Source organism: Bifidobacterium callitrichos DSM 23973 (genome assembly GCF_000741175.1).
In the GTDB taxonomy this organism is placed as follows: domain Bacteria; phylum Actinomycetota; class Actinomycetes; order Actinomycetales; family Bifidobacteriaceae; genus Bifidobacterium; species Bifidobacterium callitrichos.
Genome location: NZ_JGYS01000017.1, coordinates 54,629 through 70,390, shown reverse-complemented (window position 1 = coordinate 70,390; position 15,762 = coordinate 54,629). Strand labels below are relative to the sequence as shown.

9 protein-coding genes are annotated in these 15,762 nt (G+C 61.7%); 3 read left to right on the top strand and 6 right to left on the bottom strand.

The annotated features are described in order from the left end of the window. From BCAL_RS09290 to BCAL_RS13505, 3 genes are all read right to left on the bottom strand, one after another. Positions 1-744, bottom strand: a 744-nt coding sequence (locus tag BCAL_RS09290) for a hypothetical protein (protein ID WP_156101978.1), incomplete at its 3' end; no start/stop codon positions are given. Positions 745-923: 179 nt separating this feature from the next. Next, entirely contained in the window at positions 924-1,691 is a 768-nt protein-coding gene (locus BCAL_RS12850) for a hypothetical protein (protein ID WP_081887403.1), read from the bottom strand. A 24-nt stretch (positions 1,692-1,715) separates the two neighbouring features. Next, positions 1,716-3,023 carry a hypothetical protein gene (locus tag BCAL_RS13505; RefSeq protein ID WP_193350949.1) on the bottom strand — a complete coding sequence of 436 codons (1,308 nt, stop codon included), beginning with the start codon at positions 3,021-3,023 and terminating at the stop codon, positions 1,716-1,718. Between the two features lie 174 nt (positions 3,024-3,197). Between BCAL_RS13505 and BCAL_RS12380 the strand changes: the two genes are divergently transcribed. After that, positions 3,198-5,309: an InlB B-repeat-containing protein gene (locus tag BCAL_RS12380; protein WP_052401212.1), complete on the top strand. Its 2,112-nt coding sequence runs from the start codon at positions 3,198-3,200 to the stop codon at positions 5,307-5,309. Positions 5,310-5,599: 290 nt separating this feature from the next. Continuing rightward, the gene (locus BCAL_RS09270) at positions 5,600-6,766 is read left to right on the top strand and encodes a DUF2142 domain-containing protein (RefSeq protein ID WP_043167251.1); all 1,167 of its coding nucleotides are present in this window, start codon (positions 5,600-5,602) and stop codon (positions 6,764-6,766) included. Between the two features lie 322 nt (positions 6,767-7,088). On the opposite strand, the gene BCAL_RS12375 is transcribed toward BCAL_RS09270, so the two are convergent. After that, positions 7,089-9,515, bottom strand: a complete 2,427-nt coding sequence (locus BCAL_RS12375) for an InlB B-repeat-containing protein (protein ID WP_052401211.1) — start codon at positions 9,513-9,515, stop codon at positions 7,089-7,091. 700 nt (positions 9,516-10,215) lie between these two features. Then, a complete protein-coding gene (locus tag BCAL_RS09260; protein WP_052119229.1) occupies positions 10,216-11,787 on the bottom strand; it encodes a glycoside hydrolase family 25 protein in 1,572 nt (523 codons plus the stop codon). Positions 11,788-12,638: 851 nt separating this feature from the next. Between BCAL_RS09260 and BCAL_RS09255 the strand changes: the two genes are divergently transcribed. Further along, positions 12,639-13,202, top strand: coding sequence for a GNAT family N-acetyltransferase (locus BCAL_RS09255; protein ID WP_043166613.1), 564 nt, complete (start codon positions 12,639-12,641; stop codon positions 13,200-13,202). A gap of 228 nt (positions 13,203-13,430) precedes the next feature. Here the strand turns inward: BCAL_RS09255 and BCAL_RS09250 are convergent, their stop codons facing one another. Beyond that, the gene (locus tag BCAL_RS09250; RefSeq protein ID WP_043166615.1) at positions 13,431-15,446 is read right to left on the bottom strand and encodes a S1C family serine protease; all 2,016 of its coding nucleotides are present in this window, start codon (positions 15,444-15,446) and stop codon (positions 13,431-13,433) included. Positions 15,447-15,762 lie beyond the last annotated feature (316 nt).

Sequence of the window (15,762 nt, the reverse complement as noted above, 5' to 3'; positions counted from 1 at the left end):
AGCCATCTGCCGAAGCGCATCCATATCGTATGCATCCACCGATTGTGCGGAGCGAATGGCGTCGGCGAGATTGGTCATTGGATCACCGTCGACTTTGCTGGAGGCCTGTGCGAGTACGGATTGGGCCGTATTCGTCGCGGTATCAAGTGCCCGGCGAGCATCATCAAGCTGCTTGAGATCATGGAATTCGATGATCTCCGATGCGGTCTTGGCGATGATCTGCGCACTGGTACGATTGCTCTTCGCTTCCTTCTCAAGATCGGCAACGGTACGTGCCAACGATCCGCCCTCAATGCCTCGCGGCGCATCAACCTCACTATTCACGGATGCTGCTGCTTCAGCGATGCGCGCGCTGAGTATGGAAGGCATGAATCCCATGCTCTTAGGCAGAGTGTCAGCCTGATAGGCGATCGCAGGCTCGGCGCTGCGCACTGCCTGCGACAGCTTCTTCACGGAGTCGCTCAACTCTGCCCGTGCGACATCGTATCGAGAGCTAAGTGCGTGGTTCTCATACGCCTGAGCGGCCACCGGAACACAGCCAATGGCGATTGCGGCCAAAGCCGATGTAATGACCATCGCCGGCTTCGATGCCGTTCGACGAATCAGACGAGATCCAACAACACCGGGATCGGCGTGATGGAAAAGAATCGTGGAAGACTGAGAGGCATGCCGCCCGCGGCCCCTTCTGCCGCATGGCAAGGCATGGCCGGTCGATGCTGAATGCATTCCGCGATACATCGCCATATATCCCCCTCTCCTGATCCATCAGCCATAGTTGGCATAATGGACTACCGCCGCCATTGTAGATAGGGGGTATTAACAAGGGGTGATGCTGCGGTTATCCATTACAAAACAGCAACGGATAACCGCAGCATCACCCCTAAATGGTCAACCGGTCAGTAGCCGGATGGCGATCGACTCAATCAGTCACGCGGATACCAGTGAGGGATCTTGTTGCCCGGGTGGTATGCGCAGACATAGATCTTGCCGTTTGCGGTACCGAGTTGGCCGACTTCCACCTTCTTGCAGTACGCGCCGGGAGTCACCTGACGTCCAGGCAACGTCGGATTGGGATTGGGAGACGGAGTCGGGTTGGGTGAAGGCGCAGGCGTGGGGTCGACCGGAGCGGGAGTGGCTCCGCCGACCGCATACCACGCAATGCCTTCGTCGTGCCAGCCGTTTGCGATCAAATGGTTCGCCTCATTAAGGTTCAGCGTGTAGTTGTGCGCGCCGGACGTTGCGTTCGGATTGTACTGACGGTAGACGGTGAAGGCGCGATTCGTATCCGACGAATACCAGCCGATGCCCTCGTCGCTCCAACCACTGCAGACCAGATTGTCACGTTCTCCTGCCGACGTGGTGTAGTGATGATCCGATGCGTTCGGATTGTACAGACGATAGACCGGCGTATCCGAGTGCGCGGGAGCCACCCAGCCCACTCCCTCGTACTTCCAGCCGGCACCGCGCAGCTGGTCGCGCTCCACGCCGTTGCCCGTGTAGAAGTGCTCGCCGCTGTTCGGGTTGTACATGCGGTACATGTCAACCGTGCCGCCAGTGTCCGCCGCGACCGAAACCGGTACGATGCCGAACATCAGGACGAATGCGCTCGCAAGAGCCACCAGAGTGGCGGCAAGCCTGCGGAACGAATACTCCGAGGTTGCGACGCCTGCATATGCGGATTCGAAACGCATGATGTGTTCCTTTCGATGTGTTGGTTAGCGCTTCTGCGCGATGTTGATCACCGCGGACAGCGGATGGCCGGTCGTGTTCGTGGTCGGGTCGACCGCGCTGAAGCAGGTGTCCCACGTCCACGGCTTGCCGTCGGGGCCGTTGCCCGGAATATTCGCGCGACCGTTGATCGCAACGTCCACGCCGTAGCTTGGAACACCGTTCGTGTTGAACGGGCCGTTCTCGTTGTTGACGGTTCCCTGCTTAGTGACGGTGCCATCGAGACCGAAGTAGTCGTTCCTGTCGTTCCAGCCGCTGATCGTGCCGTAGGACGCGGCGTTGTTGCCGGCCTTCACCGTCACGTTCCTTACAGTGGCATTGATGGTGTCGCCATTGCGTGCGGCGCTGCCTTCGACCGCGAAGATGAACGGCGCACTCATCGTGGTCTTCGTACGACCGATCTCCTGATCGTTGACGAAGAAACGAATCGTGTTATCCGTATACCAGGACAGACGCACCTTGGCGTCCTGACTGAGCGAAGCGGCCCTGAGATACATGTACTGCTTGCCTGCAGGGCCGGCCTGCGTGGCATGCGACATCACGTTCTCCACGAGGAAGACCGTGTTGCCCGGGTACTGCGGGTACGCATAATGGATGTCCTGCTCGTACTGGATGCCGAAGGACACGGTCGAACCGCCGCCGGACATGACGAGCTTCGCTTGGTAGCCGGAACCGCTGCCGCGCAGGTTCATCACCCCTTCGACGGATGCATACGCGCCATCGTTCGACTGTGTTTCGGCCGGTGCAGCCGAAGCGCCGCCGACGCCATACCAGCCGATGCCCTCGTCGTGCCAGCCGGCGTGGATCAGATTATCTCGCTCCGCCGCATTGGGAGTGTAGTTGTGCGCACCAGCAATCGCGTGGGGATTGTACTGGCGGTACAGAGGAATTCGCTGCTGCGGATCGGAATACCAGCCAATGCCCTCGTAGTTCCAGCCGGAACGAACCAGACTGTCGCGCTCAGCCGCGTTCATCGTGTAATGGTGGTCTCCGGCGTTCCTGTTGTACAGGCGATAGACGGGAATGTTGGACGTGGCTGGCGCCTGCCAGCCGATGCCCTCGTAGTTCCAGCCGGCATCACGCAGAGTCTCGCGTTCCTGGGAGTTGGCGGTGTAGAAGTGTTCGCCACTATTCGGGTTGTACAGGCGGTACATCGCCACCGCCGCGGTCTCGCCGGATGCCGCCTCCGCCGTGGGAGCGGAGACACCTGGCACGGCGGACAATGCCAAGACCGCCGTTGCCGCTGCGGTAAGCGCCGTGATTCTGGTCAGATAGCGTGCGATTGCACGAGACATAAGTCCCCCTTAACTCGTCCTCTTATTGGCGGCTTTCCGCCAATAAGATCAGTTTATGCCGGCTCGTCAGAGGAATCGCCAAGGTGAAAAGCACGGATCCCAGACTCGTCCGGCATCAGTATGTTCGACCAGCATCCAACCGATCCGGTGTCCCTAAAAGAAAGGTTCCTGAAGATGACAGGAAATACTAAGGTTTGGCGTGCATCGCTTGCCGGCCTGGCCTCGATCGCGATGATCGCGACCATGGGTCTGACGGCGTTGGGTGCCAGTGCCGTCGAGGCGAAGACGTTCACGTTCGATGTGGACGGCACGAATCTGAAGTTCGATACGAAGGCTGCTGTTTCTGGTGTCGTGGTGGCGAAGGACGGCAAGTCCGCCGAGGTCACCGATGGCGGTGACGGCTATCTGGATAAGACGGATGTCGTGAAGGCCGAGTCCGCGCTTGACAAGTCCTATCAGGGCACGTACACGATCACTGGCTGGGAGAACGCTTCCGGCACGCTGGTCGCCACGGATCAGGCCAACGCTGACAAGGTCTCCGACACCGAGGTGTCGGCCCGCTACGCGCGTACGAGCGGTGGAATCTACACCGTGAAGTTCTCCGGCTTCTACACGGTCGCGGACGTCCCGGTGGCCAAGGACGACGCGAAGCTGGCCTCCTGGCAGTTCCCGACGGACACGAACGCCAAGGACGGCAAACTGCTGAGGGGCTTCGTGGCAAAGAACCAGACTGGCGAGCCCTCCGTCGACGCCTCCACCGATTTGGCCGATGTCGTCAACCACGGCAACGACGAGGTCGACCTCGAGGCGAAGACCGTCGATTCCGTGTACGTGGTGTTCTCCTCCACCGACTGGTCAGGCAAGCAGTGGACCCTGACCCCGAAGGACGAGAACGGCTCTGATTACACGGTCGAGGTGGAGGAGGGCAAGACCCTGGCCTCCGCCGGTCTGAAGTCCCTGCCGACGGCGTACCAGAAGTCCACGAATGACTACGGTACCGAAGTCTCTCGCCAGACCAACACGTTCTCCGCCGTGTCCGGCAAGGACGCCAAGGCCATTGCTCTTGATACCGCGATCACCACCAACACCATCGTCAAGCCGAACTACGGCGTGTCCGAGGGATACACCGTCACGTTCAATGTCGAGGCTGCGGATACCGCCGACAACAAGGCCACGACCACCACGCAGGTCGTGAAGGCTGGCGATAAGGCCGTCAAACCGGCCGACCCGTCCAAGCCTTCCACCGACAACGTGCGATACGCGTTCGACGGCTGGTACGAGACCGGCTCCGACACTGCGTTCGACTTCTCCAATGCCCTGACCAAGAACGTCGAGCTGACTGCGAAGTTCAAGGCCAGCGCCATCCGAGTGCAGTTCGACCCGAACTACGGCAAGGAGCCCGTGGTCTCCAAGTGGTTCTCCACCGACGACTACTTCGAGGCACCGTCCTACGAGCGTGAGGGCTACGAGCTCGAGGCGTGGAAGTACGGCAAGTACACCGCCCCTGAGGGCGCCAAGCTCACCATCGACGGCGAGGGACTGAAGTACGTCGTGAACAATGGCGAAACCGCCAGCCAGTCGACCGGCCGCATCGTTGCCGGAGCCTCCTACACGGCCGAGTGGAACAAGCTCGGCAACGCCGATACGCTGACTCAGGTCGAAGGCTACGTCAATCGAGGACTGAAGGACTCCGAGGCCGAGAAGCTGTACACCTTGGATTCTTACGCACAGTACAAGAAGGACTTCCAGAACTACCTCGCCGACAAGGCCGAAGCATCGAAGGACGGCTACACCGACAAGGAGTACAAGGAGCTGCTGTCCGAGCTCAAGGCGCTGCAGGCCAAGATCGTCGAGGTCGGCGACACCGAGCTGTACCGCGTGTACAACCCGAACAACGGCGACCACTACTTCACCACCAGCGTCAAGGAGCAGTCCGCTCTGGTCAAGCTCGGCTGGAAGGCCGAGGGCGCGCCGTACAAGGTCGTAAGCACCGACCGCGCTGTGCATCAGTTCGGCGAGAAGGTGTTCAGCGTGTACAACCCGAACACGGGCGAGCACCTGCTGACCTTCGAGGGCGAGGCCGATTCGCTGGCCAAGGTCGGCTGGGTCAAGGAGAACGCGAAGTTCTACACCGTGCAGAACGGCTCCTCCGCCGTGGTCCGCGTGTACAACCCGAACACCAACGGCCCTGCACACCTGTACACCAACGCATCCGAGGCCAAGGGCCTGGCCGCCAAGGGCTGGATCATCGACAACAACGGCAAGGCCGTGTTCACCCTCGACTGAGCGATTCGCGAACCGTCGCCGACAGGCTGACGGCCCGACGATGACGGCCGGCTAGCCCCGTCGTCAGCTTCTGAGGGCATTAGGAGGACGTCCCGATCTGCGGGCGTTCTCCTTTTTCTTTTCCTTGTCCGATCTCGATGAGGTTTCCAGCTATTCATCCATGCACGGTGCCAGTCGGTTCGCGTGCCGTCCCTTTCGGTTGGTGGTGGAGATGCAAATGCATGGTTCGTGTCGTGTGCTGTCCCCGGTTGTGGCGTTCGTGGTGCTGGTGGTGGTGCAGGGGGGGGTTCGTGTCGTGGTACGGGCCCCTGTCGCTGCCGGACCCGGGCCTGCACGTGCCGGCCGCGTACGCGCTGTCGACCGGCCAGTCGCTTGCCGTGGACTCGGATCGCGTCCACTGGCTGGTCGGGGACGGGACGCTGCTGTCGGCGCCGGGACGCAACGAGACCGTCACGACCCTGCTCGCGTCCCCGTGGCACGATCCCGGTCTGGACGCGCAGCGCACCGTCCTGGACCGGGCCCCGACGACCACGATGATGCTGCAGACCCGCGCGAACCAGTACCCCCCGCTGCCGGGATACCTGCCACAGGCCGCGGGCATGCTCATGGCCCGCCACGCGGGCGGGAGCGCATGGGACCAGCTCCAGGCCGGCCGCGTGGCGAACCTGCTGTGCTACATGCTGGCCGGCATGGCGGCGGTCCTGCTGGCCGGGGGCCGGCGGTGGGCGTTCGTCACGGCGCTGGCCAACCCCGCGTGCGTGTTCCTGGCGTCCTCGATGAGCGCCGACGCCATGGCCATCGCGGTCTGCGCGCTCGTGACCGCCCTGGCCATGCGCCTGACGCGACGCGACTCCACGGGCGCCCGGATCGCGTTCGTGGCCGCCGGCGCGCTGCTGGTCCCCCTCAAGCTCGTCTACGCGACGCTGCTGCTCCTGCCGCTCCCGGCCCGAAGCATGACACGACGGGCCCGCGCGACGATCACGACCACGCCGCTGCTGCTGGGCGGGATCCCGTATCTCCTGTGGTCGCGCGCGTACGCGCGACCGTTCGCACGCCCCGGCCTCGACACGGGCGCGAACCTCGCCCACCTGCTCGCCCACCCCGCCGGCGACCTCATGCAGATCACCGCATCAACGGCCGCGGCCCTGTGGCAGACCCTGACCGACTCGCCGCCCACGACCGTCGCGATCCTGCTCGTCTGCCTGACCCTGCCCCACGACACGCGCCCCGACCCGGCGAAAGCCCTCACCGCAAGCGCCGCCGGCGTCCTGTCCCTGCTCATGACCACGGGCATGCTCCTGATCACATGGAACACCACACCGGACACCGGCACATGGACCACGCCCCTGACCGGATTCCAGGAACGCTACCTCCTACCCCTGCTCACCCTACCCGCATACACCCTCGAAAACACCACCACCACAAGCAAACACGCACGCCACGCGCCCGCGCGATAGAAACACCAACCACCCCGCAACCCCCGGAACACAGCCAGACGACCACGGACCACCCGACCCACGCGACACAACCCCAACCCCCACACGACACAACGGAAACACCCATTACCGCCCGCAAACACCACAAACACGACGGGAGGGCCCCGCAACCGGATTGTTTCCGGTTGCGGGGCCCCTCCGCGTTAAGAACGAACAAACGAAAGAGAGAGGGGTTCCTCCCAACCGGAAACGAAATCCGGTTGGGAGGAACCCCTCAATTCGTCTAGGCGCGGGCGGGAATGTCAGACCCTGGTCGGATCGTCCTCATCCTCGTCGTGGAAGGTCACTTGATGACGTTCCAGGCGATGCCCTCGTCGTTCCAGCCCTTGGCGATGTCCGCCTTGGCCTCGCCCTTGCTCGTGGTGTAGAAGTGCTCGCCCGAGTTCGGGTTGTAGATGCGGTACAGCGGAGCCTTGGACGTGTCGGCCACGTGGAAGCCGATGCCCTCGTCACGCCAGCCGGCCTTCACCGCGTGGTTGAACTCGACCTTGGACAGCGTGTAGAAGTGGCTGCCGTCGTTCGGGTTGTACGCACGGTACACCGGATCACCATCCGACGTGGTCACGAACGCGACACCCTCGCGCACCCAGCCCTTACGAGCCAGCGCGTTGTACTCGTACACGGACGCGGTGTAGTGGTGCGAGCCCGCACGCTTCTCGTTCGGGTTGAACAGACGGTACACGGTCGTGGTGCCGGCCGGAGCCTTATCATCAACCAGCTTGTCCTGAGCAGCCTGCAGCTTCGCCGCAAGAGCCTTCTGAGCGTCGATCTTCTCCTGACCGGACAGGCCGTACAGGGCGTGGAATTCGTCCTTGAGGCCGTACACGGTGTCGACGTACGCGTTCCAGGACTCCTGGGTCTTCGCGTACTTCTCAGCCAGCTTGTAGTCAGCCGACTTGTTCGCGAACGTCGGGGTCTTGTACGCGTCGCCCTCGTTAGCCAGCGGGTAGGCGCCGAACGCGGCATCGATATCCTGAGCAGCCGACAGAACCCACACGGCATCCAAGGTCACGGTTGAACCGGTCGTGGGCAGCGGGAGGTTGTCGAAGCCCGCGGTGGACGGGAGGTCGTAGGTGCCGGAGTAAAGGTTGACGGAACCGCCGTTGTAGGTCCAACCGGTCAGCGTGTAGCCGTCGCGGGTCGGGTTGACGACGACGTCCTGCCAACGCTGGGAATCGGTCTTGGTGACCCACTTGTAGGTCTGGCCATCGAACTTGCCGGAGTTGGCGTTCAGGCGGATGGACTGGGAGCCGGACCACACGGCCGTGTACTTCGCGGACTCACCGGCGGCCGGGGCGGTGACGGAGGTCACCACGTCCTTGCCGTTGTCACCGAGGTACCAGCCGACGAGAGTCTTGGAAGTGTACTCGCCCTTCAGCGCGTCCTTCTGGGCTTCGGTCTGGTAATACTCCTCCAGACCGGCCGGCAGATCGTGCTTGGAGCCGGCGTACACGTACTCGTACTGGTTGCCGCCGTCGACGTACTTCATGTCGTAGTGCAGCTGCGCGACGTGGCTGGTGTCCCAGCCGGCGTACAGGGTCAGCGTGCCGTTGGCCTTGTAGCCCTGCTGGGCGCTGATGGCAGCATCCCAATTGACCGCGTGGCTCGTGCCGTCCGCGTTCGGGTTGGTGTACCAGCCGGTGAACACCGCGTTCGGAGCGACCGGATCAACCGGCTTGACCGGCTTCTGATCAGCGGTCGTCGCGTAGGAGGCGATGTGGTTCGCGGCATCCCAGGAGCTGTCGGCCAGAGTGTTGCCCGTCTCGGTCGCGCCGTTCTTGTACACGTACTTCACGGTCACGTTCCTCAGACCGGCCTCGTCGGAGGCGACCAGCGTCACATCGGCCTTGCCAGCGTCCACGTCAGTGTCGTGGTTGACCTTGGCGGAGAAGTCGTAGTCGCTGCCGGTGGAGCTGTTCAGCTTCCAGCTGGCCACGCCATTGAACTTCGCCGGGACACGGAACTTCGGGAACGCGTTGCCGTTGAGCGTGTAACGCTTCACCGCCGCGGAATCGGCCTCGCCTTTGCCGCGGAACGCGACGGTCGCCAGATTCGCCTCGGCATCGTAACGACCGTACAGGTTCGTGTCAGCGTTCAGAGCCTCACCCTGATACAGATCATCATTCGAACCGGCAGCAGTACGGGACTCGGTCAGGCCCGCGAACGTCTTGCCGCCGATGGCCGCAGGCTCTCCAGTGGAGTCCTTCGCGAGACCGGCCGTCTTGGCCAGAGCCCTCTGGTATTCGGAAGCCGTCAGACTTTCGCCCTTGGGGATCTCAACCGTCACGTCATCTCCGGCGCCGTTGAAGCCATTGCCGGCGAAATCGATGTTGACCTTGACCGCGGTCTTGTACTGAGCGAACACCTTGGTGTCGCCCTTGACGACCAGCACGTCGCCGATCCTGTTGTTGCCGGCCTTGTCGTACGAGAAGTAGTCGAAGACCTTGCCATCGGAGTCGGACGCATACGGATCGGCCGACACGTTAGCCGACGGGTTCAGCACATAACCCCAAGAACGGGAGTAGGAGAAACCGGTGATCGGCTTCCACGGCTCGTCCGGATTGTAGACGTTCACGGAGAACGTCCTGCCGCTGAGATTCTCCAGCGAGGCCGCGTTGGCGGTCGTCGCGGCGACGCCCATGGTCGCGAGCATCGCGATCGAGGCCAGGCCGGCGAGCGGCGCGCGCCACTTGCTAGTATTTCCTGTCATCTTCAGGAACCTTTCTTTTAGGGACATCGGGTTTTCCATGGAGACTCTCTCCATCCCGACTGCATACTTTTCTACCCCTACCCCTAGGACATTGTCAACCTAGGTCCCATCCAGTCTTCCCATTCGACCATACGTTGCTACTCAGTTCACCCTGTCTTCAACATCAGTCAACGCCCAGCTTCCTCAGCAAGCAAACGGCTTGATTCCAGTGCTTTTGCACGCCTTTTCGCGCCCATCACTACCATCTACGTAGCATTTTTCCACACAGCGAACATCCAGCTATCAGCCAGACTCCAAGTCAACAGTTTCCTCTTTGTTACAGCTCCCTATAACTGTTCGCTATAGAACCCGGCGTGTCGTAGTTCCTTTTCTCGACTACTTCCTCGAATCACACACGACATGCCGAAAGCGAACACGCACGCACAGCACTTGCGTATGTCCATGTTCATCTTTACTCTTCTTCGTAGGCACAGGCTTTGTGTGCGAGCACGGGTTTTGTACCTGCAGTTGTAATGCGTGACGCAAACGCATTGCGCTTTTCGGGACATCGCGGTGTCGTCAGCCTCCACAGGCTTTGGTCTGTGGAGGCTGACGACATTCTAGACGGATTTACGAGCAAGGCCCGAAAAGCGAAGAGGGAACGGAATGAACCGCTCCCTCTTATTGATTGGTCGACATTCACTCGTGTCTCATATGGCGATCAGCCATTGGTACGCCAAGCGACACCTTCCTGATGCCACCCGGCCTGTCCAACCTGCTCATACTCATCGGCATTCGTCGTGTAGACGTGCTCACCCGAGTTGGGGTTGTAGAGACGATACACGGGGTTGGCCGCCGTACCATCCACATACCATGCGACGCCCTCGTCCTTCCAGCCCTGAGAAGCGAGAATCAGTCGCTCACCATTCTCCATAGTGAACAAGTGGTTGCCGTCATTCGGGTTGTAGAGACGGTACACGGGAGAGCCCGTATCCGACGCAAGGAACGAAACACCTTCGTAGCGCCAGCCGATGGTCGCAAGGGTCAGCGCCTCGTTATACACGGTGGTGTAGTGGTGCAGACCGCTATTGGGGTTATATAAACGGTATACGGAGTTCGCCGCGCCAGGCTCGACGATCGACCGGGCGTATCCGAACGCATTCAGATCGACACTGCCCGGGATGCCGTTCACTGTTCCACTGCTCGTGTACTGCCATCCACGGTCGTTCGTCGGGAAGGAGAAGCCGGATCGGGCACCATAGCTGGCCACCCAGCGCGTCTTGGACCAGATGTTGCTGGACTTCAGCGCGCTGTTCAGATAAGAGGTATACGAATAAATGGACAGGTTGTTATACCCCGCAGCCTGCAACTGGCCATACCATGCGTTGACCATGGCATCGTAAATGTCCGGATCCGACGGCGGAACATGACCTGTCCACGTCCAGCGTTCGAGATCGTAGTACACCGGATATTCCATGTCGTTCGGAGTCACGCCGAGCTTGCGCAGCAGGTTGACGACGTTCGTGCCCTCCTTGGCCGCGGTATTGGCGTCGTAGGCGTACGAATACAGATACACGCCGAACGGAATGCCCAGTCGCTTGAGTGCGTTGATGTTGCGAGCCGCCTGCTGGTCGAGACCGTTGCCCCAGCCATATCCGATGCGCACGATCGCGCCCTCCACACCACTGTTCTTCGCCGCCTGCCAGTCAATATCCTTCTGCCATTCCGACACATCGACCACGCCCTTAGCGGACTGAGCGAACAGCTTGCCGTCCGCCTCGAAGAACGCCTGCGTACCGTTGTATGTGCCCCAATACGCTCCGTACTGGTTGTTGTCCAGCGAAATGGGTTTGGCGAAGGCTCGCGGCGCGTCCGACTCCGATTCCTTCACCGCGGTCTTGACGTCCCCGGCTTCGACCGGAATGAACGATTCGCCGTCGGTTTTGGCAAGAGGATCGGGCTGCTCGCTCTTCGTACCGACCAGCTTCGGATCAGTCACGGTCTTGCCCGTCTCAAGATCCTTGAGCTGCCCGCTCGCGACGACCGCATGATTAGCGGATACCACGGTCGCATCATCCGGAATGCTCTTAGCCACCTTGTCAGGCAACGCGACATCCGGATTTTCCGGCATCGCATCCGCCGAATCCTCAGTAGACGTCTGCGACTGCAGCGTCACAGTTGCGGACGCATCGAGATTGGTATCCCGTAACGGCTGTGCGATGGCAGGCAACGCGAACGACACCGCCATCGCCGCCGCCGAGACTACGGCTATGCACTTCGCCAACTTAGACATGCTTTCCCTCATTTCCTTCCCCTTGGACCTTCCTTGGTGCAAACAGCATCTTCTGTATTCACTGTAAGCGACGTTTCCTGATGGGTGACACCCCCTTCCCACGACTCTGTGCAAAATGTGAACAATCGTCTACCATCCACGCCACGACCTTCGACCATGATCCCGGTCATATGTCGACCCGTGGCCATATACCAATCCCCAACCACATGCCGACCCTCGCAAATGGCCATGTTCGAGTTTTCTCACCAATAGGGCCACATCGCGGACAATGTAGTTACGTCGCCCCAAATCGCGGCTACCGTAGAAATCGTTCGGTGGGGTTAATGGATATCACGAACAGCGATATTGGCACCCAAGATGACGAAGGAGTCGTGGGCTGATCGCTATTCACGTTGCGTTTCAATACTCATTGCAATGTCACACACTCATTGCGACGCTTCATCATCGAAGCTTTCAGTATCGGATGCGCGGCACAACACAACAGACAGCCAGGCAATCGCTTCGGCCTTGCGTCACCACGTCCACGACGACGCAAACGCTTCCCCGCGATCGCCCCGCTGCCGCACGCACATGCTCTGATCCGCGATTTCACGGCCTTGGACGTCCCTCACGAAGGGATCGCCCGAACTTTGCCTCGGCATCGCCTGATCGCGGTCAATAGCTGATCATTCGTGAAACAGGCTGACGATCACGCTCACCGAACGACGACCGAACGTCAGTCGAATGATCGAATACAGAAATACACAATCGAATATCCGCATATCCGCCCCATCGGACAACCCACGGAACAATCACCGAACAACCGACAACAAGCAATCAACAACGAGCAAGAGAACACAGAAGGAACCATCATGGGAACTGCAAAGAAGAGGCTCAAGCCACGGCCACCGAAACTACGCAAGCCGACGAAGGCCGACGTGCCCGCGATGTACGCGATGTACTCCGACCCGCGCATCTGGTGGAACCAGTCGGGCGACGAACATCCGAACATGGAATACACCAACGCGGTGCTGGAGCAATGGCTCAGCGGCTGGCGGTACGACGCGCTCGACATCTGGGTCGCGTGCAAACAGAATACCTTCATCGGCACGGGAGGCGTGCGACGATGCGGCAACGCCTGGCACCTGCAATACTGCGTCAAACCCGAATACTGGCATCAGGGCTACGGCACCTACATAGCGACCTCCGGCGTCAAGGCCGCGGCCTATTTCGACAAGACGATGCCGGTGTTCCTCACCATGCTGCGCGACAACTACACGTCCCGACTGATCGCGAACAGACTCGGATTCCGCAATGTGCGCAACGACTTCGACCCGAAGACGGGCATGTACCCGCGTCAGATCTTCGCCAACCGGCCGATCACCGACAAGGAGCTGCGCGACTACCTTGACGCGCTGCATAAGTTGAAGGAGTAGACGCCGGCGCACCCGCCGGGCCCAATCCCACACGGCTCCAAGGAACCCGGAGCTGCGGTCTGGATGCCGGGAGGCAAACGGAAAGCCTCTTGGCGGTGCCATGCACCATGCACATGCACCGCCAAGAGGCTTATCGCGATGACATACCCGTCATACGCCCGTCATCCGTCGGCTACTCCTCAGGACCGTCTGCTTCCGCGGGCCGGCCACCGAGGATGATGTCAGCTATCACCAGCCGAACGGGAAGCCGAAGCTGTCGCTGCCGCCGTCGCTGTTGCCGCTGCCGTCGCTGCCGTTACCGTAGCCGTTGCCGCCGTTGTTCTGGCTGTTGCCGCTGCCGTTGCTCGACTCGGAACGGTTGGAGCCGTTGACGGACTGCTCCTGCTGGTCGAGCGTCACATCGACGTCCATCGTCTTGCCGTCGCGCACGATGGTCAGCGTGGCCTTGTCGCCGAGGGCGGCGGCACGCACGAAGCCAAGCAGGGAGGCGTTGCTGCCCACCGCGCTGCCGTTGAACGCGACGATCGTATCGCCCTCCTTGAGACCGGCCTTGTCGGCCGGGGAACCGGAGACGACCGCGGAACCGGAGGCGCCCTTGGTGATCTTCGCGCCGGCGCGGGTCACGCCGTCGGCCTCGACCGTGTCGGACGTGATCGTGATGCCGAGCGCCACGTGCTTGACCGAACCGTTCTTGATGATCTCGTCGGCGACGCGCTTGACGAGGTTCGACGGGATCGCGAAGCCGATGCCGATCGAACCGGCCGAGCTGGACGACGACGAGCTGGACGTGGAGGCGATCGACGAGTTGATGCCGATCACCTGGCCGGCCGCGTTGAACGTCGGGCCGCCGGAGTTGCCGGGGTTGATGGCCGCGTCGATCTGCACGGCGTTGGTGACGATGTCGTTGTTGTTGTCATCCATCACGGTCACCGGGCGGTTGAGCGCGGAGACGATGCCGGTGGTGGCGGTGTCGTCGTAGCCGAGCGGGTTGCCGACGGCCATGATGTTCTCGCCGACCGCGAGCTCGTCGGAATCGGCGAACGTGACAGTCTTCAAGTCGCTCGGCGGGTTGTCGAGCTTGATCACGGCCAGATCGGTGGTGGTGTCGGTGCCGACGATCTGCGCGGAGTACATCTGGCCGTTGGACAGCGTCACCTGGATCTTCTGCGCGCCGGAGATCACGTGGTTGTTGGTCACAATATGGCCGTCCTTGTCGAGGATCGCGCCGGAACCCTTGGCGGAGCCGTTCGACAGCTGGGTCTGGATGGCGACCACGGAGCCGGAGACCTGCTTGGCGACGGCCTGCCAGTCGGGCGCCTCGCCGGTCTTGGCGGTGGCCGAGCCGGAGGAGGATTTGCTGGAGTCGACGTTCGACAGGGAGCTGGTGGTCGCGACACGAACCGCGCCGGAGGTGATGGCCGCGTAGCCGACGCCGAGGCACAGGGCGGCGGAGACGAGCGCGGCGACCACGCCGGTGACGACCAAGCGGCCGACGCCGTTGGAAGACTTGGCGCCGATCTGGTTGAACTGGTTCGGGTCGATCGGCTGGTTCGGGTCGCCGGGCTGACCGTTACCGTTGCCGCCGTTGTTGTTGCCGTTGCCGCCGAACGGGGGGAAGCCGCCGAACGGGTTGCCGGAACCGTTGCCACCGTTAGCGCCATTGGCGCCGTTACCGGCGCCCGGGTTCGGCGAGGCGAACGGGTTGTTGGACGCGAAGGGGTTGGAGCCGCCGAAGATCGAACCGGAACGCTGGCCGTACTGCGGCTGACCCTGCGGGTTCTGGCCGTTCTGGCCGGCGGCACCGAACGGACCGGGCTGGCCGTTGACCTGGCCATTGGACTGACTGGTCTGCCCGGCCTGCTGCTGCGGGGTCGGGACCGGGCCATACGCGCCGTACTCCGGCGCGAGGCGGTACTGACCGTACGACGGCTGCTGTGCGGCGGCCGAGGTCGAGGTCGGCTGGGCGGCCGAAGCGGTCGGAGCCGACGACGAGACCGGCTTGGAGGAAACCACGGTCTGCTCGCCGGCAGCGGAGGCGTAATCCGGCTTCACCTCGCCGTTGGCGGCCGCCGCCGCGCCCTGCCCTCCGGCAACCGGGGAGATCGTCTCGGTGGGCTGCTCGCCCGCGGCCTTGACGGAATCGGCGCCTGCCGGCGTCGGGATGTGCTGCGTTTCCTGCGCGTCGCGCTGCGGCTGCGCGTTCTGGTTGCCCTGCGGGGCCCAGTTGTTCTGCTCATCAGCCATAATCGTGTGCTCCTTCATATGACCAGCGGCTTCGGGGTTTCTCTTCAGCAATCTCGCCGCCGGTTCGTATTGCTAAGTAAGAGTAAAAGCTCCGGCTCTGGAAGTTTCCTGAACGTTTGTTGGAAGTGATGAGTGAATCTTCTCCCGACTTTCCGCATATCTGCGTTACGAGAGGTACTTTGCCGCCCCTGCAGACATCTATCTCGCTTACGTGGGGTACCCGCTCCGAGTATGAGGGCCCAAAAACGGCTTGATCGCCACGAAGGTTGGCCGTTTGTGAGGTTGTATACCTGGGGCAGGTACCCCACGTAAGCGA

What these genes read in the sequence shown, in the direction of transcription:
- BCAL_RS12375 (WP_052401211.1), bottom strand. Translation starts at nt 9,515, where the DNA reads ATGACAGGAAATACTAGCAAGTGGCGCGCGCCGCTCGCCGGCCTGGCC.
- BCAL_RS09260 (WP_052119229.1), bottom strand. Translation starts at nt 11,787, where the DNA reads ATGTCTAAGTTGGCGAAGTGCATAGCCGTAGTCTCGGCGGCGGCGATG.
- BCAL_RS09250 (WP_043166615.1), bottom strand. Translation starts at nt 15,446, where the DNA reads ATGGCTGATGAGCAGAACAACTGGGCCCCGCAGGGCAACCAGAACGCG.
- BCAL_RS09255 (WP_043166613.1), top strand. Translation starts at nt 12,639, where the DNA reads ATGGGAACTGCAAAGAAGAGGCTCAAGCCACGGCCACCGAAACTACGC.
- BCAL_RS12380 (WP_052401212.1), top strand. Translation starts at nt 3,198, where the DNA reads ATGACAGGAAATACTAAGGTTTGGCGTGCATCGCTTGCCGGCCTGGCC.
- BCAL_RS13505 (WP_193350949.1), bottom strand. Translation starts at nt 3,023, where the DNA reads ATGTCTCGTGCAATCGCACGCTATCTGACCAGAATCACGGCGCTTACC.
- BCAL_RS12850 (WP_081887403.1), bottom strand. Translation starts at nt 1,691, where the DNA reads ATGCGTTTCGAATCCGCATATGCAGGCGTCGCAACCTCGGAGTATTCG.